This window comes from Pseudoalteromonas sp. SW0106-04, from assembly GCF_001293805.1.
GTDB lineage: Bacteria > Pseudomonadota > Gammaproteobacteria > Enterobacterales > Alteromonadaceae > Pseudoalteromonas > Pseudoalteromonas ruthenica.
The window spans coordinates 24,547-51,010 of the sequence record NZ_BCAI01000003.1 but is presented as its reverse complement, the minus strand read 5'-3'; the positions used below and the strand labels follow the sequence as shown (position 1 = coordinate 51,010).

The 26,464-nt window shown below is 48.6% G+C and carries 23 protein-coding genes; 21 read left to right on the top strand and 2 right to left on the bottom strand.

The genetic code is table 11. The features are described from left to right. Positions 1-3: 3 nt before the first annotated feature. The 9 genes from iscA to W04_RS04855 all read left to right on the top strand — a co-directional run bounded on the left by iscA (position 4) and on the right by W04_RS04855 (position 8,809). Positions 4-327, top strand: coding sequence for an iron-sulfur cluster assembly protein IscA (iscA, locus tag W04_RS04895; protein ID WP_022943775.1), 324 nt, complete (start codon positions 4-6; stop codon positions 325-327). Positions 328-415: 88 nt separating this feature from the next. Continuing rightward, positions 416-940 (top strand): co-chaperone HscB, encoded by a 525-nt coding sequence (gene hscB / locus W04_RS04890; protein WP_045980589.1) that lies wholly within the window; start codon positions 416-418, stop codon positions 938-940. A gap of 30 nt (positions 941-970) precedes the next feature. Beyond that, positions 971-2,833 carry a Fe-S protein assembly chaperone HscA gene (gene hscA, locus W04_RS04885; RefSeq protein WP_053910032.1) on the top strand — a complete coding sequence of 621 codons (1,863 nt, stop codon included), beginning with the start codon at positions 971-973 and terminating at the stop codon, positions 2,831-2,833. A 3-nt stretch (positions 2,834-2,836) separates the two neighbouring features. Then, positions 2,837-3,175: an ISC system 2Fe-2S type ferredoxin gene (fdx, locus tag W04_RS04880; protein WP_022943778.1), complete on the top strand. Its 339-nt coding sequence runs from the start codon at positions 2,837-2,839 to the stop codon at positions 3,173-3,175. A 75-nt stretch (positions 3,176-3,250) separates the two neighbouring features. Beyond that, complete coding sequence (locus W04_RS04875) at positions 3,251-4,684, top strand: NAD-dependent succinate-semialdehyde dehydrogenase (RefSeq protein WP_053910031.1); 1,434 nt, start codon at positions 3,251-3,253, stop codon at positions 4,682-4,684. A 114-nt stretch (positions 4,685-4,798) separates the two neighbouring features. Further along, entirely contained in the window at positions 4,799-5,704 is a 906-nt protein-coding gene (locus W04_RS04870) for a sugar phosphate nucleotidyltransferase (RefSeq protein WP_053910030.1), read from the top strand. A 4-nt stretch (positions 5,705-5,708) separates the two neighbouring features. Beyond that, positions 5,709-6,782, top strand: a complete 1,074-nt coding sequence (locus W04_RS04865) for a phosphotransferase enzyme family protein (RefSeq protein ID WP_053910215.1) — start codon at positions 5,709-5,711, stop codon at positions 6,780-6,782. A 128-nt stretch (positions 6,783-6,910) separates the two neighbouring features. Beyond that, positions 6,911-8,287: a Gfo/Idh/MocA family protein gene (locus W04_RS04860; protein ID WP_053910029.1), complete on the top strand. Its 1,377-nt coding sequence runs from the start codon at positions 6,911-6,913 to the stop codon at positions 8,285-8,287. Between the two features lie 279 nt (positions 8,288-8,566). Then, complete coding sequence (locus W04_RS04855) at positions 8,567-8,809, top strand: hypothetical protein (RefSeq protein ID WP_045979701.1); 243 nt, start codon at positions 8,567-8,569, stop codon at positions 8,807-8,809. 1 nt (position 8,810) lies between these two features. Here W04_RS04855 and W04_RS04850 read toward each other — a convergent pair whose 3' ends face one another. Continuing rightward, the gene (locus tag W04_RS04850) at positions 8,811-9,080 is read right to left on the bottom strand and encodes a YfhL family 4Fe-4S dicluster ferredoxin (RefSeq protein ID WP_045979700.1); all 270 of its coding nucleotides are present in this window, start codon (positions 9,078-9,080) and stop codon (positions 8,811-8,813) included. A gap of 258 nt (positions 9,081-9,338) precedes the next feature. Here W04_RS04850 and W04_RS04845 point away from each other — a divergent pair, with 258 nt between their 5' ends. Genes W04_RS04845 through W04_RS04835 form a run of 3 tightly spaced genes read left to right on the top strand, consistent with a single transcriptional unit; the run spans position 9,339 to position 14,080 of the window. Then, on the top strand, positions 9,339-11,066 hold the full coding sequence (locus tag W04_RS04845; protein ID WP_053910028.1) for an HAD-IIB family hydrolase: 1,728 nt from the start codon (positions 9,339-9,341) through the stop codon (positions 11,064-11,066). After that, on the top strand, positions 11,059-12,300 hold the full coding sequence (locus tag W04_RS04840; protein WP_053910027.1) for a glycosyl transferase: 1,242 nt from the start codon (positions 11,059-11,061) through the stop codon (positions 12,298-12,300). Before W04_RS04845 ends, W04_RS04840 begins: the two co-directional genes overlap by 8 nt. 1 nt (position 12,301) lies before the next feature. After that, entirely contained in the window at positions 12,302-14,080 is a 1,779-nt protein-coding gene (locus W04_RS04835) for a sugar phosphorylase (protein WP_053910026.1), read from the top strand. On the opposite strand, the gene yegQ is transcribed toward W04_RS04835, so the two are convergent. Continuing rightward, positions 14,061-15,416, bottom strand: coding sequence for a tRNA 5-hydroxyuridine modification protein YegQ (yegQ, locus tag W04_RS04830; RefSeq protein ID WP_022943788.1), 1,356 nt, complete (start codon positions 15,414-15,416; stop codon positions 14,061-14,063). The two genes, W04_RS04835 and yegQ, sit on opposite strands and share 20 nt — an antisense overlap. A 287-nt stretch (positions 15,417-15,703) precedes the next feature. Between yegQ and ndk the strand changes: the two genes are divergently transcribed. The 9 genes from ndk to der all read left to right on the top strand — a co-directional run bounded on the left by ndk (position 15,704) and on the right by der (position 26,427). Beyond that, positions 15,704-16,135 carry a nucleoside-diphosphate kinase gene (gene ndk / locus W04_RS04825; RefSeq protein WP_053910025.1) on the top strand — a complete coding sequence of 144 codons (432 nt, stop codon included), beginning with the start codon at positions 15,704-15,706 and terminating at the stop codon, positions 16,133-16,135. Positions 16,136-16,304: 169 nt separating this feature from the next. Further along, positions 16,305-17,435, top strand: coding sequence for a bifunctional tRNA (adenosine(37)-C2)-methyltransferase TrmG/ribosomal RNA large subunit methyltransferase RlmN (locus W04_RS04820; protein WP_022943790.1), 1,131 nt, complete (start codon positions 16,305-16,307; stop codon positions 17,433-17,435). A gap of 91 nt (positions 17,436-17,526) precedes the next feature. Then, positions 17,527-19,590 carry a type IV pilus biogenesis/stability protein PilW gene (pilW, locus tag W04_RS04815; protein WP_053910024.1) on the top strand — a complete coding sequence of 688 codons (2,064 nt, stop codon included), beginning with the start codon at positions 17,527-17,529 and terminating at the stop codon, positions 19,588-19,590. 2 nt (positions 19,591-19,592) lie between these two features. Next, the gene (locus tag W04_RS04810; RefSeq protein WP_053910023.1) at positions 19,593-20,522 is read left to right on the top strand and encodes a RodZ domain-containing protein; all 930 of its coding nucleotides are present in this window, start codon (positions 19,593-19,595) and stop codon (positions 20,520-20,522) included. A gap of 5 nt (positions 20,523-20,527) precedes the next feature. After that, entirely contained in the window at positions 20,528-21,646 is a 1,119-nt protein-coding gene (ispG, locus tag W04_RS04805; RefSeq protein ID WP_022944280.1) for a flavodoxin-dependent (E)-4-hydroxy-3-methylbut-2-enyl-diphosphate synthase, read from the top strand. A gap of 113 nt (positions 21,647-21,759) precedes the next feature. Further along, positions 21,760-23,034: a histidine--tRNA ligase gene (hisS, locus tag W04_RS04800; RefSeq protein WP_053910022.1), complete on the top strand. Its 1,275-nt coding sequence runs from the start codon at positions 21,760-21,762 to the stop codon at positions 23,032-23,034. A 21-nt stretch (positions 23,035-23,055) separates the two neighbouring features. Next, positions 23,056-23,691, top strand: coding sequence for a tetratricopeptide repeat protein (locus tag W04_RS04795; RefSeq protein WP_022944278.1), 636 nt, complete (start codon positions 23,056-23,058; stop codon positions 23,689-23,691). A 12-nt stretch (positions 23,692-23,703) separates the two neighbouring features. After that, on the top strand, positions 23,704-24,876 hold the full coding sequence (gene bamB / locus W04_RS04790) for an outer membrane protein assembly factor BamB (RefSeq protein WP_022944277.1): 1,173 nt from the start codon (positions 23,704-23,706) through the stop codon (positions 24,874-24,876). A gap of 90 nt (positions 24,877-24,966) precedes the next feature. Further along, a complete protein-coding gene (gene der, locus W04_RS04785) occupies positions 24,967-26,427 on the top strand; it encodes a ribosome biogenesis GTPase Der (RefSeq protein WP_053910021.1) in 1,461 nt (486 codons plus the stop codon). Positions 26,428-26,464 lie beyond the last annotated feature (37 nt).

Genomic DNA, 26,464 nt, shown 5'->3' with positions numbered 1-26,464 from the left:
TATATGGCAATCACCTTAACAGACTCAGCAGCAGACCGAGTTAAATCCTTCCTCGCAAACCGTGGCAAGGGCATAGGTTTGCGTGTGGGGATCAAAACCACCGGCTGTTCGGGGCTTGCCTATGTGCTAGAGTTTGTCGACGAGCTCAGCGAAGGAGATCAAACCTTCGAAGACAAGGGCGTAACCCTGATCATTGATGCAAAAAGCCTGGTGTATATTGATGGCACTGAATTGGACTTCACCAAAGAAGGGTTGAATGAAGGGTTTAAGTTTAATAACCCGAACCAAAGTGGTGAATGTGGCTGCGGCGAGAGCTTCACTGTTTAATAACCAGCAGTGAGTACGCCTAAGCGGTGTGCATCGCACGTTTTTAAGCCCTACCCAATGTAGGGCTTTTCATTATAGGGTTTAACCAATGCGTTATTTTGAACTATTTTCTATTCCAGTCAGCTTTACGGTTGATTTAACCTTAATTAATGAGCGCTATTTAGAATTGCAACGTGCTGCTCACCCAGACAGACACAGTGGTGGCAGTGAGCGAGATAAACTCGTCGCCGTGCAAAAAACAGCGGAAATCAATGACGCGTTGCAAACGCTTAAGCACCCAGTAAAGCGCGCAGAATATATGCTGGCTGAGCTTGGAGTGGACCTACGCGGTGAACAACAGACGCTGCAAGACCCTGAATTTTTGATGCAGCAAATGGAGCTGCGTGAAGAGCTTGAAGAATTGCAATCAGCCAGCGACCCGGATACGGCCATCGCTGAGTTTGAAAAGCACATTGCTGCCTTAGATAAGCAATACAGCAATGAACTCGCGACGCTGTTAGCGAGCGACGATTCAGCACAATGGCACAAGGCTGCAGATGACGTGCGCAAACTGAAGTTTGTCTACAAGTTACGAGACGAACTAGAACGCATTGAAGATGAGTTATTTGACTAGCGCATTAAACGAAAAGGTTTTTTAGATTACATGGCATTATTGCAAATCGCTGAGCCGGGGCAAAGCGCGGCACCACATGAACACAAACTCGCTGTGGGAATTGATTTAGGCACCACCAACTCGCTTGTTGCCACGGTGCAAAGCGGTGAGGCAAAAACCTTAGCTAATGAGCAAGGTGAGGCTATTTTACCCTCTGTTGTGCGTTATTTAGAGCAAGACGTGGTCGTCGGCACTGACGCGCAGCAGCACGCTGCAGATGACCCTCATAATACGCTGATCTCGGTTAAGCGCTTTTTAGGTAAGACCCAAGAGGAAATCGAAGCCAGTTATGGCCAGTTGCCGTATCAGTTCACTGATACCAATAACAGCCTGCACATTCACACTCGTCAAGGCGATATCAGCCCAGTACAAGCTTCCAGTGAGATTCTCAAAGCATTGCGTAACCGCGCCGAGCAAAGCTTCGGCGGTGAGGACATCACCGGGGCGGTGATCACCGTGCCTGCCTATTTTGATGATGCCCAGCGCCAAAGCACCAAAGATGCGGCCCAATTAGCAGGGCTAAAAGTGTTGCGCTTACTGAATGAACCAACCGCAGCAGCGGTGGCATACGGTTTAGATTCGGGCCAAGAAGGGGTGATTGCCGTTTATGATCTCGGTGGCGGTACCTTCGATATCTCTATTTTGCGCTTAAACAAAGGCGTGTTTGAAGTGCTGGCAACTGGTGGCGATTCAGCTCTGGGCGGCGATGACTTTGATTCTTTGCTGGTGGATTACTTTAAGCAGCAGACCGGCGTTGCGCAATTAACGGCCAATACCTTACGGTTATTTATCAATAAAGCCAAAGCCTGTAAGGAAGCACTGACAAGCTATGGCAAAGTGAATGTGGTATTGGAATTTGATGGTCAATCACACACCGTTACCGTGACCCGCGAACAGTTTGCCGAGCTGGCACAGCCGCTGGTTAAGAAAACCTTACGCAGCTGTCGCCGGGCGTTAAAAGATGCCCAAATCAGCAACGAAGAAGTGCTCGAAGTGGTGATGGTCGGTGGCTCGACTCGAATGCCGGTAGTGCGTGAGCAAGTGGCCGAGTTTTTTGCCAAACAGCCATTAACCAGCATTGACCCAGATCGTGTTGTTGCCGTCGGCGCCGCGATTCAAGCTGATATTTTAGTCGGTAATAAGCCTGACTCTGATATGTTATTGCTTGATGTGTTGCCGCTGTCTTTAGGGTTAGAAACCATGGGTGGCTTGGTGGAGAAAATCATTCCCCGCAATACCACAATTCCGGTTGCACGGGCGCAAGAGTTCACCACTTTTAAAGATGGGCAAACAGCCATGTCGTTGCATGTTTTACAGGGCGAACGAGAGCTAGTTGACGATTGTCGTTCTCTGGCGAAATTTAGCTTAAAGGGGATCCCGCCAATGGCCGCTGGTGCAGCGCACATTCGGGTTACCTTTAATGTTGATGCTGATGGCCTACTCAGTGTGACGGCGATGGAAAAATCCACCGGTGTGCAAGCAGAGATTCAGGTAAAACCTTCTTATGGTCTATCTGATGATCAGGTTGCCGAGATGCTGACATCGTCAATGAGCAACGCTAAAGAGGACATGCAAGCGCGGATGCTTAAAGAGCAGCAAGTAGAGGCGCTACGGGTTGTTGAGGCACTAGAAGCTTCATTGGCAACCGACAGTCACTTGCTTGATGAGCAAGAGTTGAATGCGCTGCGAGCAGCCATGGCGGAGCTCACGGAAATTAGCAGTCAGGCCGATGAGCCACAGCAAATTAAACAAGCAATAGAGAAAGTTGATGCGGCCAGCAGCGAGTTCGCTGCGCGCCGTATGGATGCATCCATTAAAAAGGCTCTTACGGGCCAGTCAGTAGACGAGGTATAAGCAATGCCACAAATTATCTTTTTACCCCATGATGAATTGTGCCCCGATGGCGCGGCTTTAGAGGCAAAAGAGGGCGAAACAGTCCTTGATGTGGCACTGAAAAATGGCATCAGTATTCCCCATGCTTGCGAAAAATCTTGTGCCTGCACTACATGTCACGTGGTGATCCGCGAAGGGTTTGATTCTTTAGAAGAAAGTGATGAACTTGAAGATGACATGCTTGATAAAGCCTGGGGACTTGAGGCCGAATCACGCCTTGGGTGCCAAGCCAAAATTCATGACGAGGACTTAGTGGTTGAAATTCCCAAATACAACCTCAACATTGTTAATGAAGAGCATTAATTTGGTTCGAACTTAATTTATGCAAAAAGCCGCTGTAATTTATCTTCAGCGGCTTTTTTGTTTTGGAGGCGCGTTATGGATTCAGCTTGGATATTTCAACACTCATTTATTGATGGGCAATGGCTAAAAGGAGAGGGGGAGTTTGCCGTAACTAACCCCGCCGATGGGAGCGAGATAGTGCGTGCCTCAAGGGTGAGCCCTTCTCAGGTAGAGCAGGCAATAACGAGTGCACAACGTGCTTTTAAAGGTCTCAAAACAACCACTGCTGAGCAGCGCAGCGAAGTACTCTACCGTTGGTATGAGTTGATTATGAAGCATCAACACAGCCTTGCTGAGCTGATGACGCTGGAGCAGGGTAAGCCGTTAGCCGAATCGCAAGGTGAAGTCGCGTATGGTGCCGGGTTCGTAAAATGGTTTGCTGAGCAAGCCAAGCGTAGCTATGGTGAAATTATTCCAGCTAGCAAGCCTGAACATCGCATTAGTGTGATTAAGCAAGGCGTTGGTGTAGTTGCTGGCATTACCCCGTGGAACTTTCCCATTGCCATGATCACTCGTAAGGTTGCACCTGCTTATGCGGCGGGCTGTAGCTTTGTGCTTAAACCCTCAGAACACACACCATTGTGTGCGTTAGCTCTGGCTCACTTGGCGCATCAAGCGGGGTTCCCTCGGGGCGCCTTTAATGTTCTGCTTAGTGATGATGCTAAAGCGGTTGGGGAGCAGCTTACGGCCAGCGAAACGGTGCGTAAATTCACCTTTACTGGCTCAACCCAGGTCGGCAGCCAGCTGCTAAAACAATGCGCGAATACCATTAAGCGCACCTCTATGGAGCTGGGGGGCAACGCGCCTTTATTGGTGTTCGCCAGTGCCGACTTAGATAAGGCGGCTGATGGCATCATTGCCAGTAAGTTTCGCAATGCTGGGCAGACCTGCGTGTGCGTTAACCGTGTTTTAGCTGACGAGCGCATTGCCGACAAGTTGCTCGCCAAGTTACAGCAGCGAGTGGCCAAATTAAAGGTGGGGCCAGGCACCGAAGAGGGCGTTGATATTGGCCCGCTTATTTACCCACAAGCCAAAACGAAAGTGAATGAGCTTATCGACTCGGCGCTGCAAGAAGGCGCGACCCTAGTGGGCGAGCGCCAAAGTCTTGAAGGAAATTTTGTGGCGCCAGTGTTATTGAGTAATGTCACCAGTGAGATGCGTATCAGTCGTGAGGAAATTTTTGGCCCAGTGCTCACGGTTGCCACTTTTAAAGATGAGCAACAGGCACTACAACAGGCCAATGACACTCCCTACGGCTTAGCGGCTTATTTTTACAGTCAAGATGTAGCCCAGATACACCGGGTCGCAGAGACGCTTGAATATGGCATGGTAGGTATCAATGAAGGACTCATTTCTAATCCAGTGGCCCCCTTTGGCGGGGTGAAACAGTCTGGTCTTGGCCGTGAAGGGGGACACCAAGGGTTAGAAGAGTACCTCGAAGAGAAGTATTTGTGTCTCAACCTTGATTAACAGCTTAAGTGGGGGCGCGTGCAAACGCGTCTCATCTGGATTCCCTCCCAACTATTTGCTCAACTCCCTCAGTTATCTGTACACTCTACCTTTTGTCGTAGTAATTGGACGAGTATGAGTGCAGCAACGCTAAGTTTAGTTATTCTTGCTGGCGGCTTAGGGAGTCGTTTTGGTGGCGCCAAGCAGGTGGCGGTATTGCCGGGTTTGCAAAAGACTATAATGCAATTGAGTATTGAAGACGCTTATAGGGCGGGGGTGCGCCATGTAGTATTGGTCATTAACCAACAAGTACGGGCGACGCTGTGCGAGCATATATTACCGCAATTACCAAAGGACATGCGTGTTGACTTGGTCGAGCAACATATCAGTGATGTACCAGCGGCTTATGCTCACTTAGTACATGAGCGCAATAAGCCTTGGGGAACTGGCCATGCTTTGCTATGTGCGAGAGACAAGGTGAGGGATAAAGCCATCGTGATCACCGCCGATGACTATTATGGTGAGCACGCCTATCAGCAAGTGGTGGCACACTTTGAGCACAGTGAGCACTGGGCCTGTGTTGCTTACCCGGTGGTGAGTACCTGTAGTGAGCAGGGCGGCGTGAATCGGGGGATCTGTCAGCTTAACAGCCATAATCAACTTCAACGTGTTGATGAAGTGCTTAATATTCAAAACGTTGATGACGAGCTTGTTGGCTATAATGATATGGGTGAAAGGTTACAAATTGATTCAGGAGCGCTCGCGTCAATGACCTTTTGGGGTGTAGGGCGAGCATTATTTGATGTGTTAGCGGATAATTTCGAGCGCTTTTTGGCGCGCACTGACAACGGTGTCAAAAAAGAGTATTATCTTCCCGATCAAATACAATATTGCATTGACCATCATTTGGCGACCGTTGATGTTTACCCTGCCACACAGCCCTGGCTCGGCATGACTTATAAAGATGAACTCGCTGTAATCGCAAAAAAAATAAAACAGCTCAAGGGATTAAGCAATGAGCGAAGCGGCACTCAAGATTGAACCTATGAATACAGACTCTCATGCGCAGTTATTGGCGCACCAGTTCGGCTTTGAGCCGACCCAGCTTAGTTTAAATCCCATTGGCAATGGCCACATTAATACCACCATGTTATTGAAACATGCTCACGGCGCGGTCGTGGTACAACGCCTCAATACCGATGTGTTTCCTAAGCCAGATAAGCTGGTCGCGAATGCCCGTAAAATCGAACAGCACTTGCTTAAAAAGCATCGTAAACAACAATACCAACTTGATATTATTAAACATGTAGCCACTACAGATCAGCGCTACCTACTCGATATCAACGGTGAGAAATGGCGTGCATTGGAGTTTATTGGTGGTAGTTACAGCGAGGAAGTGGTGCGCTCACCAAGCCAAGCGAAGGTCGCGGCTAATGCGTTCGGTCAATTTGCAGCAGCGCTTGAGGATTTCGACGCCGAGCAGCTTTATCCGGTGATTCAGGACTTTCATAACTTAGCAATGCGCTTGGACATGCTCGAGCAAGCGGTGCAAGCGGATAGCCAAGGGCGTGTAGCAAAGGTGAGTGAGCAATTAGCCTTTTGCCAACAGCAAACCCATCTTGTGCACCAATTGGCAGAACTTGTGACCTGTGTTCCAGTGCGTCCATGTCATAACGACACCAAGATAAATAACATGCTCTTTAGCAACAAAACCGATCAGGCCAAGGCGGTCATTGACCTAGATACTTGTATGCCAGGTTATTGGTTATTTGATTTCGGTGATATGGTCCGTACCTTTTGCTCGCCTGAACCCGAAGACAGTACCGAGCTTAGTAATGTGCGGGTGCGTAAAGATATATTTGCCGCTATTGTTGAGGGTTATATTGAGCCATTAAAAGGGCTAATCACGGTACAGGAAAAACGCAGTTTTTGGCTCGGTGCGCAAGTGATGCCATTTATGATTGGTGTACGCTTTTTAACTGATTATATTAATGGCGATAAGTACTTTGCCACTAAGTACCCCGAGCATAATTTGGACAGAGCAAACAATCAGTTTGCCTTGTACCGCGATCTCATCAATAACACCGACACTCTGAAAACACTGATCGATCACGCTTAGCTTTTTGCTGTCGTCGCGTTATCTCAGCTGACGACAGCTCCAACCAGCGCGTTATTCATCCTGTTCCTTTTGCCTAGCCAAGCGCTTTGCGATAGCGTGCTAGTGACGCATTTACCAAGGAATAGATTATGAAGCAGTTTAATCGACGCGATTTCATTAAGGCCGCAGGCGCGGTTGCCGCTGGGGCGGCAACCGCCTCTTTGGCTGGCTGTGCCAGTTCACAACGAGCAGTGACGCCTGCACGCCAAGGCAGCTCAGTGATCGGTTTGGTGGCACCTAAAATGGAGGTTGTTCGGGTCGGCTTTATCGGCGTAGGTCAACGAGGCTACGGCCATGTAAAGCGTATGAGTGCCATTGCAGGCACCGAAATCAAAGCCATCTGCGATACCCACCAAGAAGTGCTGGAGCGCAGCGTCCAGTTCGTTGTTAATAACGGTCAACCCAAGCCCACTGCCTACGGCGATAGTGACTATGCTTATCGCGATATGCTCGCACGCGATGACATTGATATTGTTATTATTTCTACGCCCTGGCAATGGCATGCGCCGATGGCTATCGATACCATGATAAGCGGTAAGCACGCGTTTGTTGAAGTGCCACTGGCGTTGACTGTAGAAGAAATGTGGGAGCTGGTAGATACCGCTGAGCGCACGCAAATGAACTGTATGATGATGGAAAATGTCAATTACGGTCGCGATGAGCTTATGGTGTTAAATATGGTGCGCCAGGGCGTATTTGGCGACTTACTCCATGGTGAAGCTGCGTACATTCATGAGCTGCGTTGGCAAATGAAAGAAATCACCCATAAGACCGGCTCTTGGCGTACTGCATGGCACACCAAACGTAATGGTAACTTGTATCCAACACATGGTTTAGGTCCGGTGTCGCAATACATGAATATCAATCGTGGCGACCGTTTCGATTACCTCACCTCTATGAGTTCCCCAGCATTAGGACGTGCTGCGTATGCACAGCGCGAATTTCCCCCCGAACACTCGCGTAATCAAATGGAATTCATAGCTGGCGATATGAATACCACGCTGATAAAAACCGTTAAAGGGCGCAGTATTATGGTTCAGCACGATACCACCACTCCTCGCCCTTATAGTCGTCATAATCTTATCCAAGGAACCAACGGCGTGTTTGCCGGCTTCCCTAATCGCATCGCTCTGGAGCAAGGAGGCGATAAAAGCTTCCATGAGTGGGAGTACGATATGCAGCCATGGTATGACAAATACGATCATCCCTTATGGCAAAAAATGGGTGCGCAAGCAGAGCATAATGGTGGCCATGGTGGTATGGATTTCTTGATGTTTTGGCGCATGATCTACTGTCTGCGCAATGGTGAGCCATTGGATCAAGATGTATACGATGGCGCCGCGTGGTCAGTGATCTCTCCTTTATCTGCGCAGTCGGTGGCTAATCGCAGTGAGTCCTTGAGTATTCCTGATTTTACTCGTGGTGCCTGGAAAAGCGCCACTCCATTGGGGATAGTTGGCGCTTAACCCCTCTTTAACCTCGAGAGCTTGATACTGAGCCTGTTGGGCTGAGTTTATCGAGCAATGGCTGTTTTTGGTTGCGGTGATAAGCAAGCTGATACAACGAAAGTGTCCGATTGCGGACGCATATGTGTCCACAGACGGACAGCTTTGCTGCGAATAAAACGCGTGTTAAATAATTAAGTCATTGATAATTAAGTATTTAAATTTTTGGCACGGACCTTGATATTCCTACAGTAAGCGCATCAAAAGATGCTTTAATTAAACTGAAAAAGGAATACAACTATGAAATTCGCACGTATCGCACTTATCACTACTGTAATGACATTGAGCTTTTCTACTCAAGCAGCCAGTCTAGCCGAAGAGGTGGAATTAGCCGTTAAACAAGCGGCTGAGCAAGCACTTGAAAACTTTGTACAAGCGCAACGTGAAGCACTGCGAGCGAGTGTCTCTAATTTGCTAGAGCAAGCACTTGATGATGATGTGAATACCGCAGAGAAAAGCAATACATCTGCGCCTCGGTCGTAATTTATGTGTTGCCGTAGTGGGCAGTTTGTTCGGTTAAGCGTACATACTTATCGGCAAGCTGCTCCACACTCTCTTTGTGTGCAGGATCTGGTTTTATGCAATCAATAGGGCATACTTGCACGCAGGTTGGTTGATCATAGTGACCAACACACTCAGTGCATTTACTCGCCTCGATTTGATAGATTTCTTCGCCCATAAAAATAGCGCCATTAGGGCACTCGGGCTCACACATATCGCAGTTAATACACTTATCGTTGATTAATAAAGCCATCACGACTCCCCTTGTTTCAGCGCGGACGCGATAGTACAAAAAACGTGGTTCAAGCACAGCCTTTTAGTTATCGTTTTACTACTTTGCTTGATCTAAAACAAAGTGCAATAGCAGCGCATAATCCCTCCTTTTTGCACTTTTTTGGTGCGCTTACTCTTCGCTTATTTACTAACCTTATGAAAAGGCCGTCTTTTACAATTTGGCCTAAGTCCTGCAGATTACCTTCATAGTTACAATCGAACCTGGTGTGAGCACGGCATGGATATTGAAAAATTTATATCAGCGCAACAGTTGCAGTCGAGTTATAAATTGCAAATTCAGCACCACTTCATGCCGCTGGCGCAGCAGTTAGCAAATAGTAAGCAACCTGGACAGGCGTTGTTTATCACCATAAATGGTGCACAAGGGTCGGGTAAAAGCACCTTAGCAGCGTTCTTGGCGCAAGCATTACAACAGCGCTTTGCTTTGCATACCTGCGCGTGCTCTATAGATGATTTCTACTTCCCAAGAGCGGTACGTGAACAGTTAGCGCAGTCAGTGCACCCGCTCTTTGCCACCCGAGGTGTGCCGGGCACTCATGATATTGCACTGCTCAATAAAGTGATCGCACGAATTCAAGACGGAGCTCGTGGTATCCGAGTGCCGCGATTCAATAAAGCCACCGATGACCGCGAGCCGTTAGTGAATTGGCCTTATTTTGAGCGCCCCATCGATGTGTTTATTCTTGAAGGCTGGTGTGTTGGTGCGCAGCCACAAAGCCCGTGTGAGCTTAACGTCGCGGTTAATAGTTTAGAGCAGAACCAAGATCCAGATGGCCGCTGGCGGCGTTGTGTGAATTCCCGTTTGGCCAATGAGTATCAAGGGGTTTTCAACGCTGCCGATATTCGCATCATGTTGAAAGCGCCCAGCTTTGATACTGTGCAAGCGTGGCGCTGGCAGCAAGAGCAGCAGCTTATTGCCCGCCATGGAGCCAGTGAGCACACTCTCGACGAGCAAGGAGTCAAATCCTTTATTAGCTATTTTGAGCGCTTAACCCGCCATTGTTTAGCTCACTTACCCGCGCACTGTGATGTAGTTTATCACCTTGATAACACACGACACATTTACCAATGCGATAATAAGCTAGCCACTCAGGGGTCGGCATTTCCGGTGGTCTTTACCGATTTGGATGGCACTTTATTAGATCATCACAGCTATCAGTGTGATGAGGCGAAGCCCTTACTCAATGCTTTGAGTCAGGCGCAGGTGCCAGTGGTCGTTAATTCCAGTAAAACAGCGGCGGAAATCCATGCGCTGTGCCAGGCTTTACACCTAGACTTGCCCTTTATTTGCGAAAATGGCGCCGCTCTGTATGTGCCCAAAGGGCACTTTATTACACCACCTAAAGCTGCTCAGCAGTGCGATAACTACTGGATCATGCCCTTTGCCCCGCCTTTAGGGACCTTACAACAGTGCATTTCTGCTTTGGCAGAACAATTCGGCGACAGCTTTCGTTCTTTTAGTCAATTATCGTCTAAGCGCTTAAGTGCCTTAACTGGCCTCACTGGCGAGGCATTAACACAAGCGCAAACACGCCATTACAGCGATCCGTTTTACTGGCAAGGTAGTGACAAGGTGTTACACCAATTCACGCTGGCGGCGCAGAAATTAGGATGTGAAGTGTTGCGCGGTGGGCGCTTTGTGCACCTGAGTTTGGGAGTGAACAAGGGCAAAGCGCTGCACTATGTGATGCAAATGCTGGCACCGCAATATAGTTGCCCACTGCACAGCATCGCCCTGGGCGACAGCCATAATGATGTGGCAATGCTAGAGGCGGCTGACACTGCGATAGTTATTGCGAACAGCGAAAACACAGCCCCAATTTTAAAAAAACGCAGCGCGTTATTCAGTGTTCATGCCGGGCCGCGAGGTTGGCAGGAAACGCTCAGTAGTTTAGCGCTGATCAAAGAGCAACTAGCAGCAGATGAGGTGCGTAACCATGGCTGATTTTCATCAAAATGGCATTGTCACAACACTCCACAATATTTCTCAGCGTTCGGTCGCTGAACTTGAAGAAGAGTTGGTGCAATTTGCCCGAGAACGGCCCATGGGTCTTATTCTGCCATCGCTTTTTTCCGAACTCGAAGGCCCCGCGTTAGGAAACATAGTGAATCACCTGCAGCAAGTGCCTTATCTCGATGAAATCATCATAGGCCTGGACCGAGCAGACGAGCAACAGTACCGTCATGCGCTGACATTCTTCGACAAATTGCCGCAAAAACACCGGGTACTATGGAATGATGGCCCGCGTTTACGTGCATTGGATAGTGAGCTACAGGCCCTTGGTGTGGCCCCTAAGGAGTTAGGGAAGGGGCGTAATGTGTGGTATTGCATGGGCTATACTCTTGCTGCATCAAAAGTTGAATCTATCGCTTTGCATGATTGCGACATTCTCACCTATGACCGTGCACTGTTGGCTCGGCTTATCTACCCTGTGGCCCACCCACGCTTTAACTATGAGTTCTGTAAGGGCTTTTATGCCCGTACTGCGGCAGGAAAAATCAATGGCCGAGTCTCGCGTTTATTGGTGACGCCACTGCTGCGCTCATTCAAAACGGTTTTAGGTAGTACCGATTACCTCGAGTACATGGACTCATTTCGCTACCCCTTAGCGGGGGAATTTTCGTTTCGCCGCGATGTGCTCAATGATATTCGTATCCCCAGTGATTGGGGCTTAGAGATTGGTGTGCTTTCGGAGATGTACCGCAACTACGCTCATAACCGTTTATGCCAAGTCGATATTGCCCAAACCTATGACCACAAACACCAAGATCTTTCCTTGGAAGATAGAAACGCTGGGCTATCAAAAATGTCGGTGGATATTACCAAAGCGTTATTTCGCAAGCTTGCCACCCAAGGGGAAACCTTTACTACCGAAACCATTCGCTCACTGAAAGCAACTTACTACCGCATTGCCTTGGATTTTGTCGAAACCTATCATAATGATGCGCTTATGAATGGTTTAAGCCTCGATATTCACCAAGAAGAAAAGGCGGTGGAAATGTTCGCGCAAAATATTATGCATGCCGGGCAACATTTTTTAGAGCACCCGATGGAAGCGCCTTTCGTGCCCAGCTGGAACCGCGTAGTGTCGGCAATGCCTGACGTGTTTGCCCGATTACGTGAAGCGGTTGAGCTTGATAATCAGCAGTTCAGCGCACACATACGCAAGGCGGGGTAGTATGACTTCTCGCCAGCGCCAGTTTGAGCAACGTGTCACCCACCATTTAGCGATCATTTACGCCGGTATTCTTGATGATGCGCAATGTCAGGAGCTCGCGGCACAATTGCTTGAACTGATGCTTCAAGGTGATGTGGTTCGCCAGCCCACCCCCCATAAAAGTCGCTGGGATGAACGGGATGCGGTGTTGATTTGTTATGGCGACTCGGTGAATAAAACTCAGGCTCATGAACCCCATACACTGCCCACTGAACCGCCTTTGTATACACTGAAACAATTTCTCGATACCTACACCGAAGGCGCCATTAACTCGGTGCATATTTTGCCATTTTACCCTTACTCGTCAGACGAGGGGTTTGCGGTGATGAATTACGTGCAAGTCAATGAGGCCCTTGGCAGTTGGCAGCATATTAACGATATCAGCAAAGATTACCGGCTGATGGCCGATTTAGTGATCAATCATTGTTCCAGTAAGAGCCTGTGGTTTAGTAACTTTATTGCTAACGTTGCCCCCGGAAAGGGTTATTTTAAAACGGCCAATGTCAGTGACAATCTAGACGACGTGGTGCGTCCACGCACATCTGAGCTACTCAACAAGGTGCGTACGGCAGCGGGTGAGCAACATGTGTGGTGCACTTTTAGTCATGATCAAGTGGACTTTGATTTTGCTAACCCGCAGGTGTTGCGAGAGTTTGTGGCGATTATCCGCTTTTATCTCGACAACGGAGTACGTTTATTTCGCCTCGATGCGGTGGCCTTCTTATGGAAAGTCCCCGGAACTTCCTGCATTAATTTGCCGCAAACACATGAAGTGGTGCGTCTGCTTCGCACTTTGATAGAACATGTGCAGCCACAGGCCATTATCATTACTGAAACCAATATTCCCAATGAGCAAAACCTCTCCTACTTTGGTAATGCCAATGAAGCGCATTGCATTTATAACTTCTCTTTACCTCCTTTGTTATTACACACCTTGACTACCGGTGACTGCACAGCACTGAAAAAGTGGATGATGCGCATGCCCCCTGCCCAAGATGGTACGGCCTATTTTAACTTTATAGCCTCCCATGACGGCATTGGCTTGCGCCCAGCAGAGGGCCTGTTAGATACCGTGCAAATTAATGCTCTGGTGGCCTGTATGCAGCGCTTTGGTGCCAAGGTGAGTTGGCGCACACAAAATGACGGTACGTTAGCGCCTTATGAAATCAACATCGCGTTGTTTGATGCCTTACAGGGAGCGCAGCAGGGGCCAGATAACTTTGCTGTGGCGCGATTTCTATGTGCTCATGCCATTATGTTGGCACTGGAGGGAATTCCCGGTGTGTATATTCACTCGCTCACGGGGACCGAAAACGACTATGAGCGTTTTAATAATACCCAGCATAATCGTGCCATTAATCGCCATCGTTGGCACTGGCATGACTTAGAGGCCAAATTGGCCGATCCACATAGCCATCACCAAAAGGTGCATCGTGGTATGTTGAATTTGCTTAAGATACGCGGGAAGCAAAAAGCCTTTCACCCCAATGCAACGCAGTTTACTTTGCACCTTGGCCAAGAAATTTTCGGCTTTTGGCGGCAAAGCGCCGACCGCCGACAAAGTATTTTTTGTCTGTTTAACATTAGCAATCAGCCACAAACCTTGTCACTGGAAGATTTAAACTTGGTGAACACCCAGCCGTGGTGCGATTTGCTCAGTGACATTGTCTATAAAGACATGAGCACATGCCTGAGCATGCGCCCTTATCAAGCTATATGGCTTACGAACACGACGACTTAAACGGGTTGCGTGTATCTTGACCACTTTCTAAGTTACGCATCAAAATGGCGTGTTCAAGGTCGATATCCTCGGGGATGGGAATACGCACTTGATGGCCAGAGCCTTTAGCATCACTAATACGCTCGCCCTTAGTGTTTTCCATGTGTTGTAAGTTAAAATGCACGTTGCCTTTAGGTGTCATTAACTCCAATGAGTGACCGGTACAAAATTTATTTTTGACGTCTATTTCCGCCAAGCCATTTGCGGTTCGACCAAGCACCTCACCAACGAACTGCTGTGAATCAGAAATAGAGTGGCCATAGTCATAATTTTGATACTCTTGGTGCGCATGGCGTTTTAAAAAGCCCTCGGTATAGCCTCGGTGGGCGAGATGCTCGAGACTGCGCAGTAAGTTGGCGTCGAATGGCTTGCCAGCGACGGCATCATCTATGGCTTGGCGGTACACCTGAGCCGTGCGTGCAACGTAATAGAACGACTTAGTACGGCCCTCTATTTTAAGACTATGAACGCCCATACGCGTCAGCGCATCCACATACTGCACGGCGCGTAGGTCTTTGGAGTTCATGATGTAGGTGCCGTGTTCATCCTCAAATGCTGGCATATACTCCCCCGGGCGGCCTTGTTCTTCAAGCATAAATACCTCATTGGTAGGCGCACCCAACCCAAGTGTTGGGTCCACCTTATGCACCACATCACCGGTCGGCGTTTCGGTGGCCGGTTGCACATCGTAGCTCCAGCGACAGGCATTCGTGCAAGTACCTTGGTTGGGATCGCGTTTGTTGATGTAGCCACTGAGTAAGCAGCGCCCGGAATACGCCATGCATAACGCGCCATGGACAAACACTTCTAATTCGGTGTTAGGACATAGTTCACGGATCTCTGCAATCTCTTGCAGTGATAACTCACGCGATAGAATCACCCGCTCAACCCCCTGTTTGGCCCAAAACAGCACGCTGGCATAATTCACGGCGTTGGCTTGAACACTCAAGTGAATGGGCATATCAGGCCATTTTTCTCTCACCAACATAATAAGCCCCGGGTCAGACATGATCAGGGCATCGGGCTTCATGGCGATAACCGGCTCTATATCGCGCAAATAGGTTTTTATTTTGGCGTTGTGCGGCGCAATATTAGAAACCACATAAAGTTTTTTATTTTGCTGGTGGGCTTCATTTATACCAAGCTCGAGGTTAGCGAGGTTAAACTCGTTGTTTCGAACGCGCAAACTATAGCGAGGCTGTCCCGCATAGACGGCATCAGCGCCATAGGCAAAGGCGTAGCGCATATTTTTTAAACTACCCGCAGGGCTGAGCAGCTCTGGTGAAAATACAGACATAATGATTCCTTAACTGAGTCCAGGTCAGTGAAAAAATAGCTCGGCAGTGTAGCGGTGAGGGCGCTAGGATGGTTTGATATGGATCAGCTTTTGCTATTGCGTCAGCGCACTAAGCACAGTAGGGCGGCAGGGTACATCATCACCGAAACGGAGTTGTCATCGCCCTGACTTGTTTATTCACTAAGCTCACGGGCGTAACAATGTAGTAGGATTTTCACGCTAAAGCGCGTATAATTCGCGCCCGGTAAAGTTTAACACTTAAAATTTAACGTTATTTGGAGCAAAACATGGCTTTAGAGCGCACTTTCTCTATCGTTAAGCCTGATGCGGTAGCTAAAAACCACATCGGTGCAATCTACAACCGTTTCGAAACTGCAGGTCTTAAGATCGTTGCATCAAAAATGGTTCACCTATCACAAGAGCAAGCTGAAGGCTTCTACGCTGAACACAAAGAGCGTCCTTTCTTCGGTGCCCTTGTTTCTTTCATGACTTCTGGCCCAGTAATGGTGCAAGTTCTTGAAGGTGAAGATGCAATCCGTAAAAACCGCGAAATCATGGGTGCGACTAACCCTGCGGAAGCGGCTGCTGGCACACTACGTGCTGACTACGCAGACAGCATCGACGAAAACGCAGTACACGGTTCTGACGCGCCAGAGTCTGCGGCTCGCGAAATCGCTTACTTCTTCGCTGAAGAAGAAATCTGTCCTCGTACTCGTTAATTTCGAGCTACGACAACAGTCGCGGGAAGGGCTTTCGGGCCCTTTTCTTGTCCTTGTAATTCCTTAGTTTATTGGCACTGCAGCCAGTGTGCTAAGGAATTGCTATAATGGTTAAATTGTGTACAATTTGCCACCTTCGTTTTATCCGTCACCTGATAGAGGTTTGTTCATGGCCACGACTGAGAAAAAAATCAATTTACTCGATTTTAATCGCCAAGGAATGCGCGAGTATTTCGCATCCATTGGTGAAAAGCCGTTCCGCGCCGATCAGGTGATGAAGTGGATTTACCATTTTGGCATCGACAATTTCGACGACATGACCAATCTCAATAAAAAACTCAAAGCGCGACTGAGTGCTGAGTGTGAGATTCGCGCCCCGGAAATTTCGGTAAAGCAGCCATCCAGCGATGGCACTATCAAATATGCCTTGCTACTCGATGGTGGCCAAGAGGTAGAAACCGTTTGGATCCCGGAAAAAGATCGCGCCACCTTGTGCGTATCGTCGCAAGTGGGTTGTGCATTGGAATGTACTTTCTGCTCGACTGCACAACAGGGCTTTAACCGTAACCTCAAGGTTTCTGAAATCATCGGTCAGGTATGGCGTGTAGCCCGTGATATCGGTCTGCACGGTGACAGCACCCGCCGTCCTATCACCAATGTGGTGATGATGGGCATGGGAGAGCCACTGCTGAATTTGAAAAACGTGGTTCCGGCGATGGAGTTGATGATGGATGATTGGGCGTTTGGTTTATCGAAGCGTCGCGTTACCTTGAGTACTTCAGGTGTGGTTCCAGCGCTTGATTTGTTAAAAGAGCAAATAGACGTGGCCTTGGCTATCTCCTTACACGCTCCGAATAACGAATTGCGTGATGAGCTAGTGCCGATTAATAAAAAGTACCCTATTGAAGAGTTTTTAGCGGCGTGTCGCCGTTATATTGATGGTTCAAAAGCGAATAAAGACATCACCATTGAGTATGTGATGCTGCAAGAAGTCAATGACAGCACCGATCATGCCCATGAATTAGTGAAAGTACTTAAAGGCACGCCATCGAAGGTTAATTTGATTCCTTTTAACCCTTTCCCAGGCAATGATTACGGGCGCTCAAGCAACAGTCGTATCGACCGCTTCTCGAAGGTACTGCAAGGGGCCGGTATTACCACCATCGTGCGTCGTACCCGAGGCGATGATATCGACGCCGCATGTGGTCAGCTAGTGGGTGATGTGGTTGATAGAACCAAACGTTTGGCCAAGAGAAAAGAGCGAGAAAAGAGCGCTATCGCTATAAATGTGGCTCAATAACAGAAAATATCGCCCTTTTGTTAAAAAATAGATGAAACAAAAGGGCTTTTCGGTAATATAGGTGCAATAACGGAATTAACGAGGCGACGCCATGCGCAAGCTTTTAGTGACCAGTGTCAGTTTACTCGCCTTAGGCGGGTGTGTAACCGAAAGCACCTATGTGGGCAGCGACCGGCCTGTAGTAGAAAAACGAATAAATAATGTCGACGCCGCGCGTACGCGCATCTCTTTAGCCCTCAACTATCTCTCGCAGGGCAACAGCACACAAGCAAAATATAACCTCGAACGCGCAGCTAAGTTTGCACCAGAGCTTCCTGAAGTACATTACTCGATGGCTTACTACTATCAACGAGTCGGTGAGCATCAGCGTGCCCAAGATGCTTACGAACGTGCAATTGAGCTCGAGCCGAATGATCCAAACACCTTGAATAATTATGGGGTGTTTTTATGTGATATTGGCGATTATGAAGGCGCAGTTGACAAGTTTATGTCAGCAATCGAAATTCCAAGCTATTTACGGGTTGCGGAAAGCTACGAAAACTTAGCTTTGTGCGCACTCGAATTTGATAAATTTGATGCCGCTGAGTCCTACCTTGAAGAAGCGTTGAATCACAGTTCTTTACGTGCATCCAGCCTCATTAATTTAGCTGCAGTGCACTATGCTAAAAGCGATTTTTATAAAGCACAGCAGGTGCTCCAGCGTTATGAGCGCACTGGACGAGTTTCATCGCGGTCATTGTTACTTGGTTATTTGATTCAAGATCGTATGGGTCATGTGGAAGATGCGCGTAAATTAGCAGAAACCATCGAGCTGACGTACCCGTCGTCGATTGAAGCGCGTATTGTCCGCGAGCAGCGCTATAGCGCCAGTGAGTTTGAACAGTTGCGAGAGCAGTATCGCAAACACCAACTTTCTGAGTTGCAAGGGGTGATGCAAGATGACCGCATCGTTGCCAAGCCAAAAATCAAGGTGATGAAGAAAAAGTCGAGCACTTCGACAACGCCTACTACATCGCCGGTAGTCATCACTTCACCAGCGCAGCAACAGGCCGCAACCAGCAGTGCCGAGCAGACTCAAGAAATGGTCGACAGTGCTCATGAAAATAGCGACCTAGTTGCAAATGACGATGCAGCAACCACAAATGACAAGGTAGAAGCAGCAAATACTGAGGTGGATACAGCCGCAGAAGCTGTTAAAGCACAAACCTCAGATACTGAAGCGACTCAAACCGAACAAAGTGCTACCGAGCAGGTTAATGCAGAGTCTCAGGACATTGCGGTGGTCACGACCACCGATACCAGTGACGAGACAACGACCCCGAATCCAGAGCCGTCAGCTGCACAACCTGCAGCACAGCCGAGTGATGATAATAGCGATGGCGCGCAGAGCGCACCGCAACAGCCTGCTGAAGCGCTGCAAGCAAGCGCCGAAATTGATGAACAATCAACGTCACCGGCCGATTTGCCAGAGCATGACTCCGCTGCACAAGATGAGCCTGCAACCACAGCCGTCACCGATGAAGTCGACACGGTTGCTGAGCAACAAAATGCTGAAGTAGCGACCCAAAGCGAGGGTGCTGACAGTGCATCTGATATAGTGGCCGAAAGCAATGACGGCGCCGAGCCGCCATCTTTATCCACCGATGAACAAGCAATGGCACAGGTGAGTGATGTCCCTGCACAGAGTGAGAGCGATGACACCACGCCTGTAGACAGTACGCAAGCGTCCGATGCACAGGCCCCCGCAAGTGAAGATGTGGTGGTACAGCAAAGTAATACTGAGCTCAGTGAAGGGGTCAGCGAGTTTATCGCTCAAGGCGCACAGGTCGATAGTGATGACCCACTGGCGCTGCCCTATCACGTAATGAAAAAAGGGGAGACCTTATTCAGTGTTTCGGCACGCTATAATATTCGCTTAAGCACTTTGCGTGAATGGAATAACCTTAAGAGCGCAGATCACGTGCTCAGTGGTAGTAAAATTTACTTAAAAGAGCCGAACATTTATCATACTGTGCAAGAAGGAGATACGCTGTTTAGTATCTCCACCCAGTATAACATTCTTCTGCAACGACTAATGGAATGGAATCAGCTAGATGAGGACGCTCGCCTAGTACCCGGCGAGAAACTGTATTTAGTTGATCCTCAAAACTATTAAATATGAGCGAAAATAGTGAAATAACAGAGGAAAGTGCTCCATTAGAAATAGGGAAATATTTAGTACAAGCGAGGGAGCAACACAGGTTAAGCCAAGAACAAATGGCGAAAAGGTTGAACCTGACAGTGCAAAAGCTTGATGATTTAGAGCATGACCGCCTCGAAAAGCTCGGCCCGCCGATCTTTGTTAAAGGCTATGTGAAGGCTTACTGCAAAGTGGTAGGCCTAGATCATAAAGAATTGCTTGAGGGTTATGACCCACAAGATGACAGTGAACAAATCGCGGCCATGCAAAGCTTTTCGCGAAGAACTGAAAAAGAAGCCCATGACAGCCGCTTGATGCTGGTAAGCTATATTATCCTGGCTATCATCTTGGGCTCTTCCGCTATTTGGTGGTGGCAAAATAGTGATGACCCGCTGAGTTTGTCTACCCCAGAGTCCAGCACTGTGAGCTCGAACCCAATATCCAGTGAAGGGCCTGAAAGCGCTGAGCAACAGCCAGTGCAACCAGGTGGCGAAATCCAAGAACAAAGTCAACAAACACCTGCTCCCGAAGCACAGCAATCAGCGACGACGCTGAGCGCGCAAGAGCCACTGTCTGACACTGCGACAGAAGAGCGTGTAGAGACTGCTGAAGTAGCACCTACAGCAAATACTGCAGTGCAAAGCGAGCCCTTAAAAAGTGGTCAGCAGCGTGTATATATGCGTTTTAGCGGTGAGTGCTGGGTGGCGGTAGAAGATGCTGATGGTAAGCGCCTAGTTTACGATATAAAAAATGCAGGGCAAGAGCTTGAACTCATTGGCAAAGCGCCTTTTGCTGTCACGCTTGGCAAACACGATGTTGTTGATATCGAATTAAATGGTGAAGCGGTTGATATTTCACAGTTTCCGAAAAACCGCCTCGCTAAATTTTCATTACCGTTAACAGAGTAAGTAGTATGTTTTCAGAGTCACCGATCAAACGCCGCAAATCGACGCGTATTTATGTAGGTGATGTGCCTATTGGCGACGGCGCGCCAATTGCGGTGCAGTCCATGACCAATACCGACACCATGGACGTCGATGCCACAGTCAAGCAAATTCAAGCTATTGAGCAAGCAGGCGCAGACTTGGTGCGTGTCTCAGTGCCCACTATGGCGGCGGCTGAGGCGTTTAAAAGCATTAAAGAACAAGTGGATATTCCGCTAGTTACGGATATCCACTTTGACTATCGTATCGCGCTTAAAGTGGCTGAGTACGGCGCTGATTGCCTACGTATTAATCCCGGGAATATCGGTAATGAAGAGCGAATTCGAGCAGTCGTCGATGCCGCTGGTGAACGTAATATTCCGATTCGTATCGGTGTTAATGGCGGTTCACTAGAGCGTGACTTACAAGAGAAGTACGGCGAGCCAACGCCTGAAGCTCTGCTTGAGTCGGCGATGCGTCATGTGGAAATTTTACAGCGTCTCAACTTCGACCAGTTTAAAGTGTCCGTCAAAGCCTCCGATGTATTTTTGGCTGTCGGCGCATACCGATTGTTAGCACAAGAAATTGATCAGCCGTTGCATTTAGGGATCACCGAAGCAGGTGGTTTTCGTTCTGGCTCGGTGAAGTCAGCAGTCGGTTTAGGCATGCTCCTAGCCGAGGGGATTGGTGATACTTTACGGGTGTCGTTGGCGGCCGATCCTGTGCAAGAAATTAAAGTCGGCTTTGACATCCTTAAATCGTTGCGTATACGTTCGCGCGGTATTAACTTTATTGCCTGCCCAAGCTGTTCGCGTCAAGAGTTTGATGTGGTCGGCACCATGAACCAGCTTGAAGAGCGCCTCGAAGACGTGGTCAAGCCGATGACCGTTTCTGTGATCGGCTGCGTAGTCAATGGCCCGGGTGAAGCCTTGGTCAGTGATATTGGCTTAGCCGGGGCAAATCGCCGTTCAGGCCTGTATATCAACGGCCAGCGACAAAAGCTGCGTATCGATAACGATAACATTGTCGATCAACTTGAAGAGCAAGTGCGCGATTACCTCGCTAAACAAGAACAACAAACGCCAATCGACGTTAAATTAGTTGATTAAGCCTTGCTCTGCTACTTGGTGGTAGCGGCGCAAAAGGCTATAATGGCGCGCTTAATTTATCGACGCTTTGACATCGGCGCTTGAGCGCCTAAACAGAATTTTTGGGATTATCAGTGGCAAAACAAATTCAAGCAGTCCGTGGGATGAATGACATCCTACCGGGTGATACACAAGTTTGGCAGAAAGTGGAAGGTACCTTGCGCCAGTGTGTGGCCTCTTTCGGTTATCAAGAAATCCGCTTCCCGATCGTTGAATCAACCGATCTTTTCAAGCGCTCTATTGGCGAAGTGACTGATATCGTAGAAAAGGAAATGTATACCTTTGCCGATCGTAACGGTGATAGCCTCACCTTACGTCCTGAGGGCACCGCGGTGTGTGTGCGTGCCGGGAACCAAAATGGTTTACTGTATAATCAAGAACAGCGCCTGTGGTATATGGGGCCTATGTTCCGCCATGAGCGCCCTCAAAAAGGTCGTTATCGCCAATTTCATCAGTTCGGTTTGGAAGTGTTTGGTATTGCCAGTGCTGATATTGATGCCGAAGTGATCATGCTTACTGCGCAGCTCTGGCAGCAATTTGGTATTAGCGAGCATGTGCGCCTCGAGCTTAATTCGTTGGGCTCCAATGAAGCGCGTGCACAATATCGTGATGCGCTTATTGCTTACCTAGCGCAGCACGAAGACAAGCTCGATGAAGATTCAAAGCGTCGTATGCACTCCAACCCACTGCGAGTGCTTGATAGTAAAAACCCTGATGTACAAGCTGTTCTGGCTGACGCACCTAAGTTATCTGAGCACTTAGATGATGAATCTAAAGCACATTTTGCAGATTTATGTGAACGTTTAGACGCAGCGGGTATCGAATATCAGGTTAACGAAAAACTCGTTCGTGGTCTTGATTACTACAACCGCACTGTGTTTGAGTGGGTGACTGATAGTTTGGGTGCCCAAGGCACAGTTTGTGCGGGCGGTCGTTACGATGGCTTAGTTGAGCAACTTGGTGGTAAAGCGACGCCTGCTGTTGGCTTTGCCATGGGTATGGAACGTTTGGTGTTGTTGTTGCAAGCATTAGATAGCGTCGGCGACATTCGCCGTGATGCCGATGTATACGTTGCAGCAATGGGTGACAAAGCCAGTATTCAAGCCCCCGTTATTGCTGCCCAGTTACGTGCGCAAGTGCCAGGTTTACGAGTGCTAGTACACGCCGGTGGTGGTAACTTTAAAAAACAATTAAAACGAGCCGATAAGAGCGGTGCTGAAGTAGCGCTGATCCTCGGTGAAGACGAACTTGAGCAAGGAGTGGTGACAGTGAAATACCTGCGTGAAGAAAAACCACAAGCAACTCACTCCTTGAATGAAATTACCCAGCTATTGGCTGAGATGATTTAGACCTGAGTCTACGAGGTAATAATGGAAATTTATTCAACAGAAGAACAACAAGCAGAAGCGATTAAACGCTTTTTCAAAGAAAATGGTATTACGTTAGGCCTAGGTATTGTTATCGGTCTAGGTGGCTTATATGGCTGGAAAGCCTATAACCAAAACCAGTTAAGCAGCGCCGAGCAAGCATCTGATGCCTTTAACAAGGTGATTGAAGGTGCTGGGTCACAAGACAGTGACGTAGTTGCTAAAAGTGATGCCTTTATTGAGCAGTACAATGGCTCGAGCTATGCCGTGCTGGCGGCTTTCGTTGCAGCGAAAGAAGCGGTTGATAACGACGACTTAGCCCTGGCTGCTGAGAAGCTAACGTGGGCACAAAAAAATGCTGGCAAAGCAGAACTGCAAGCGATTGCTACCACGCGCTTAGCGCGTATTCAACTAGCTCAGAAAGACTATGATGCGGCACTCGCAACGCTTGATACGCAGTTACCTGAAAGCTATAAGGCCAATGTTGCCGAGCTCAAGGGTGATATTTACCTAGCTCAAGGCGATAAAGCTCAAGCGCGGGCGTCGTACCAAGCGGCAGCAGACAATGGCGGTTTAGAGAGTAACCCTTTACTACAAGTGAAGTTAGACGATTTAGCCGAGCAGACTCCAGCAGCTTAAGGAGTGGGTAGTATGAAAAAGTTAACCCTGGCAGGCTTAGCACTGTGTATGGCGTCGCTCACCGGTTGCTCTTCCAGTGATGAAGATGAGTTGGTGTTACCAGAGATTGCCAACCAGTTTGAAACGCAAGTGTTGTGGCAAGAAACTGTGGGAGATGGTGTAGAGCATTATTTTTCTCGTTTACAGCCCGCTGTTTATAAAGACCGCGTCTTTGTTGCCTCGCGTTTTGGTGAAGTACAAGCATTGTCATTAACTGATGGCGACGTCTTGTGGGAGAACGATGTGCGCGCAGACGCCTCGTTTTGGCCATGGGAAAGCACAGACAGCGCCAAACTCTCAGGTGGTATCTTGCAAGCCTATGGCAAGCTATTTATCGGCTCGGAGCATGGCCAAGTGGTTGCTCTTGACCGAGAAACTGGTGAGGTCATTTGGCGTAAAAGTGTTCCCGGTGAAGCGCTATCAAAGCCCGCCGCCGGAGATGGCCTGGTTTACGTTAACTTAGGCTCGGGTAAGTTACTGGCGTTACACCCTGATAGCGGGGAAGAGCGCTGGCGCTATGAGCAAGAAGTGCCGCCGTTGACCTTGCGTGGCCTAAGTGCTCCCACTGTCGCGAATGGCGGAGTCTTAGTGGGTGAAGAGACGGGTAAGTTATCTGTGCTTATTTCCGATAGTGGATTTGCCGCGTGGCAGGCAGATATTGCCCAGCCTAAAGGTGCTTCTGAGTTCGAACGTTTAGTCGACGTTGACACTGAGCCCAAAGTAAGCGGCTCTATGGTGTACACCTTAGCTTATAATGGCAACTTGGCTGCCGTTGATATTCGCTCTGGTAACGTGGTCTGGAAGCGTGAATACAGCAGCTACCGCGAATTCAGTATTGTTGGTACTACGATTTATGTGGTCGATTCTGATGGTGTTATCTATGCTTTAGATAAGAGTTCGGGGATCGAACGCTGGTCACAGCCAGCACTGCGTGGCTGGTATATCACAGGCCCTGCAGTACTAGGTGATTACCTCGCTGTGGGTGACCAAGAAGGTAACTTGCACTGGCTAGACCGCAACAGCGGTGAGTTAGTCGCTCGTCACGAGTTTGATGGCTCAGGGTTTTACGTTGAACCTGTGGTTGCTGATGATCGCTTGATCATTGTCACGCGCGATGGCGAAGTAAGCGCCGTTAAAGCGCCGTAAGTTAGATTAATTGGGCTTTGCCCTAAAATAGGCTTCGCCTTCAGGCCAATTGGTCATGGCGGAGCTTTTTTGTTGTTTAAGAGGTATATTATGCTTCCTGTGATCGCCTTAGTGGGGCGACCTAATGTTGGTAAGTCGACATTGTTTAACCGCTTAACTCGCACTCGAGATGCGCTCGTTGCTGATTTTCCCGGGCTCACTCGTGATCGTAAATATGGTCAAGCGAGCTATGATGGCTATGACTTTATTGTGGTCGACACCGGTGGTATCGATGGCTCTGAAGAGGGCATAGAAACAGAAATGGCGGAGCAATCGTTGTTGGCGATTGATGAAGCCGATGTGGTGCTGTTTTTAGTCGATGCTCGTGCTGGCATGACGGTGGCTGATCAGGCCATTGCCCACCACCTGCGTAAGCAGGAAAAAAAGGTGTTCTTGGTAGCAAATAAAACCGACGGCATCGATGCTGATTCCAACTGTGCGGAGTTTTATCAGTTAGCCCTCGGAGAGGTATACCAGATTGCAGCTGCCCACGGTCGTGGTATAGCTGGGCTACTTACTACAGCATTGCACCCGGTTATCGAGGAGCTCAGCGCATTAGAGGCTGACACTGAGGAAGAAGCCTTTGCTGCGTTTGATCACGACGGTGAGCTGAGTGACGAAGCTCAGCAAGAGCTGGAGAATCAAGCCATAAAATTGGCTATTATTGGTCGCCCTAATGTTGGTAAGTCAACACTCACTAACCGTATCCTTGGTGAAGAGCGGGTGATTGTTTATGATATGCCAGGTACCACACGAGACTCCATTTATATTCCTATGACTCGCAATGAGCGCGAGTATGTGTTGATAGACACTGCCGGTGTTCGAAAGCGCAAGAAAGTCAGTGATGTGGTTGAGAAGTTTTCGGTGATTAAAACGCTCAAGGCCATAGAAGATTCGAACGTTGTGCTGTTGGTGATTGATGCGCGCACAGGCATTTCCGATCAAGACCTAAGCTTGCTTGGTTTTGCCCTCAATGCCGGACGCTCCTTGGTATTGGCGGTAAATAAATGGGACGGACTGGATACCGATGTCAAAGACCGTATTAAGTCTGAGTTAGACCGTCGTCTTGGCTTTGTTGACTTTGCGCGTATTCACTTTATCTCAGCGCTGCACGGCACTGGGGTAGGGCATTTATTTGAGTCGGTGGAAGAAGCCTTTGATAGCGCCACTAAACGAATTAGTACGGCGATGTTACGGCGGATCATGGATATGGCACAGGCGGATCACCAACCACCTTTGGTGCGTGGTCGTCGAGTGAAGTTAAAGTATGCGCACGCCGGTGGCTATAACCCACCGCGTATCGTCATTCATGGTAACCAAGTGCATGAGTTGCCGGATAGCTATAAGCGTTACTTAATGAACTATTATCGCAAAGCTCTAGACATCATGGGGACGCCGATCAAAATTGAATTCCGTGAAGGGGATAACCCTTATGCGGGACGCAGTAATAAAATGACCTTATCACAGCGACGGAAGCTGAAAAAAATCAGCCAAGAGTCTAAAGGTAAGTAAGGAAAGCGGCGCAATTAGAGCGCCGTTTTTGTTTATT

Coding starts and splice junctions, on each gene's coding strand:
- pilW (WP_053910024.1), top strand. CDS start 17,527: ATGCGCAAGCTTTTAGTGACCAGTGTCAGTTTACTCGCCTTAGGCGGG.
- iscA (WP_022943775.1), top strand. CDS start 4: ATGGCAATCACCTTAACAGACTCAGCAGCAGACCGAGTTAAATCCTTC.
- W04_RS04835 (WP_053910026.1), top strand. CDS start 12,302: ATGACTTCTCGCCAGCGCCAGTTTGAGCAACGTGTCACCCACCATTTA.
- hscB (WP_045980589.1), top strand. CDS start 416: ATGCGTTATTTTGAACTATTTTCTATTCCAGTCAGCTTTACGGTTGAT.
- W04_RS04795 (WP_022944278.1), top strand. CDS start 23,056: ATGGAAATTTATTCAACAGAAGAACAACAAGCAGAAGCGATTAAACGC.
- ispG (WP_022944280.1), top strand. CDS start 20,528: ATGTTTTCAGAGTCACCGATCAAACGCCGCAAATCGACGCGTATTTAT.
- W04_RS04860 (WP_053910029.1), top strand. CDS start 6,911: ATGAAGCAGTTTAATCGACGCGATTTCATTAAGGCCGCAGGCGCGGTT.
- fdx (WP_022943778.1), top strand. CDS start 2,837: ATGCCACAAATTATCTTTTTACCCCATGATGAATTGTGCCCCGATGGC.
- W04_RS04840 (WP_053910027.1), top strand. CDS start 11,059: ATGGCTGATTTTCATCAAAATGGCATTGTCACAACACTCCACAATATT.
- W04_RS04875 (WP_053910031.1), top strand. CDS start 3,251: ATGGATTCAGCTTGGATATTTCAACACTCATTTATTGATGGGCAATGG.
- der (WP_053910021.1), top strand. CDS start 24,967: ATGCTTCCTGTGATCGCCTTAGTGGGGCGACCTAATGTTGGTAAGTCG.
- W04_RS04845 (WP_053910028.1), top strand. CDS start 9,339: ATGGATATTGAAAAATTTATATCAGCGCAACAGTTGCAGTCGAGTTAT.
- hscA (WP_053910032.1), top strand. CDS start 971: ATGGCATTATTGCAAATCGCTGAGCCGGGGCAAAGCGCGGCACCACAT.
- W04_RS04820 (WP_022943790.1), top strand. CDS start 16,305: ATGGCCACGACTGAGAAAAAAATCAATTTACTCGATTTTAATCGCCAA.
- bamB (WP_022944277.1), top strand. CDS start 23,704: ATGAAAAAGTTAACCCTGGCAGGCTTAGCACTGTGTATGGCGTCGCTC.
- W04_RS04855 (WP_045979701.1), top strand. CDS start 8,567: ATGAAATTCGCACGTATCGCACTTATCACTACTGTAATGACATTGAGC.
- W04_RS04870 (WP_053910030.1), top strand. CDS start 4,799: ATGAGTGCAGCAACGCTAAGTTTAGTTATTCTTGCTGGCGGCTTAGGG.
- W04_RS04850 (WP_045979700.1), bottom strand. CDS start 9,080: ATGGCTTTATTAATCAACGATAAGTGTATTAACTGCGATATGTGTGAG.
- ndk (WP_053910025.1), top strand. CDS start 15,704: ATGGCTTTAGAGCGCACTTTCTCTATCGTTAAGCCTGATGCGGTAGCT.
- W04_RS04810 (WP_053910023.1), top strand. CDS start 19,593: ATGAGCGAAAATAGTGAAATAACAGAGGAAAGTGCTCCATTAGAAATA.
- yegQ (WP_022943788.1), bottom strand. CDS start 15,416: ATGTCTGTATTTTCACCAGAGCTGCTCAGCCCTGCGGGTAGTTTAAAA.
- W04_RS04865 (WP_053910215.1), top strand. CDS start 5,709: ATGAATACAGACTCTCATGCGCAGTTATTGGCGCACCAGTTCGGCTTT.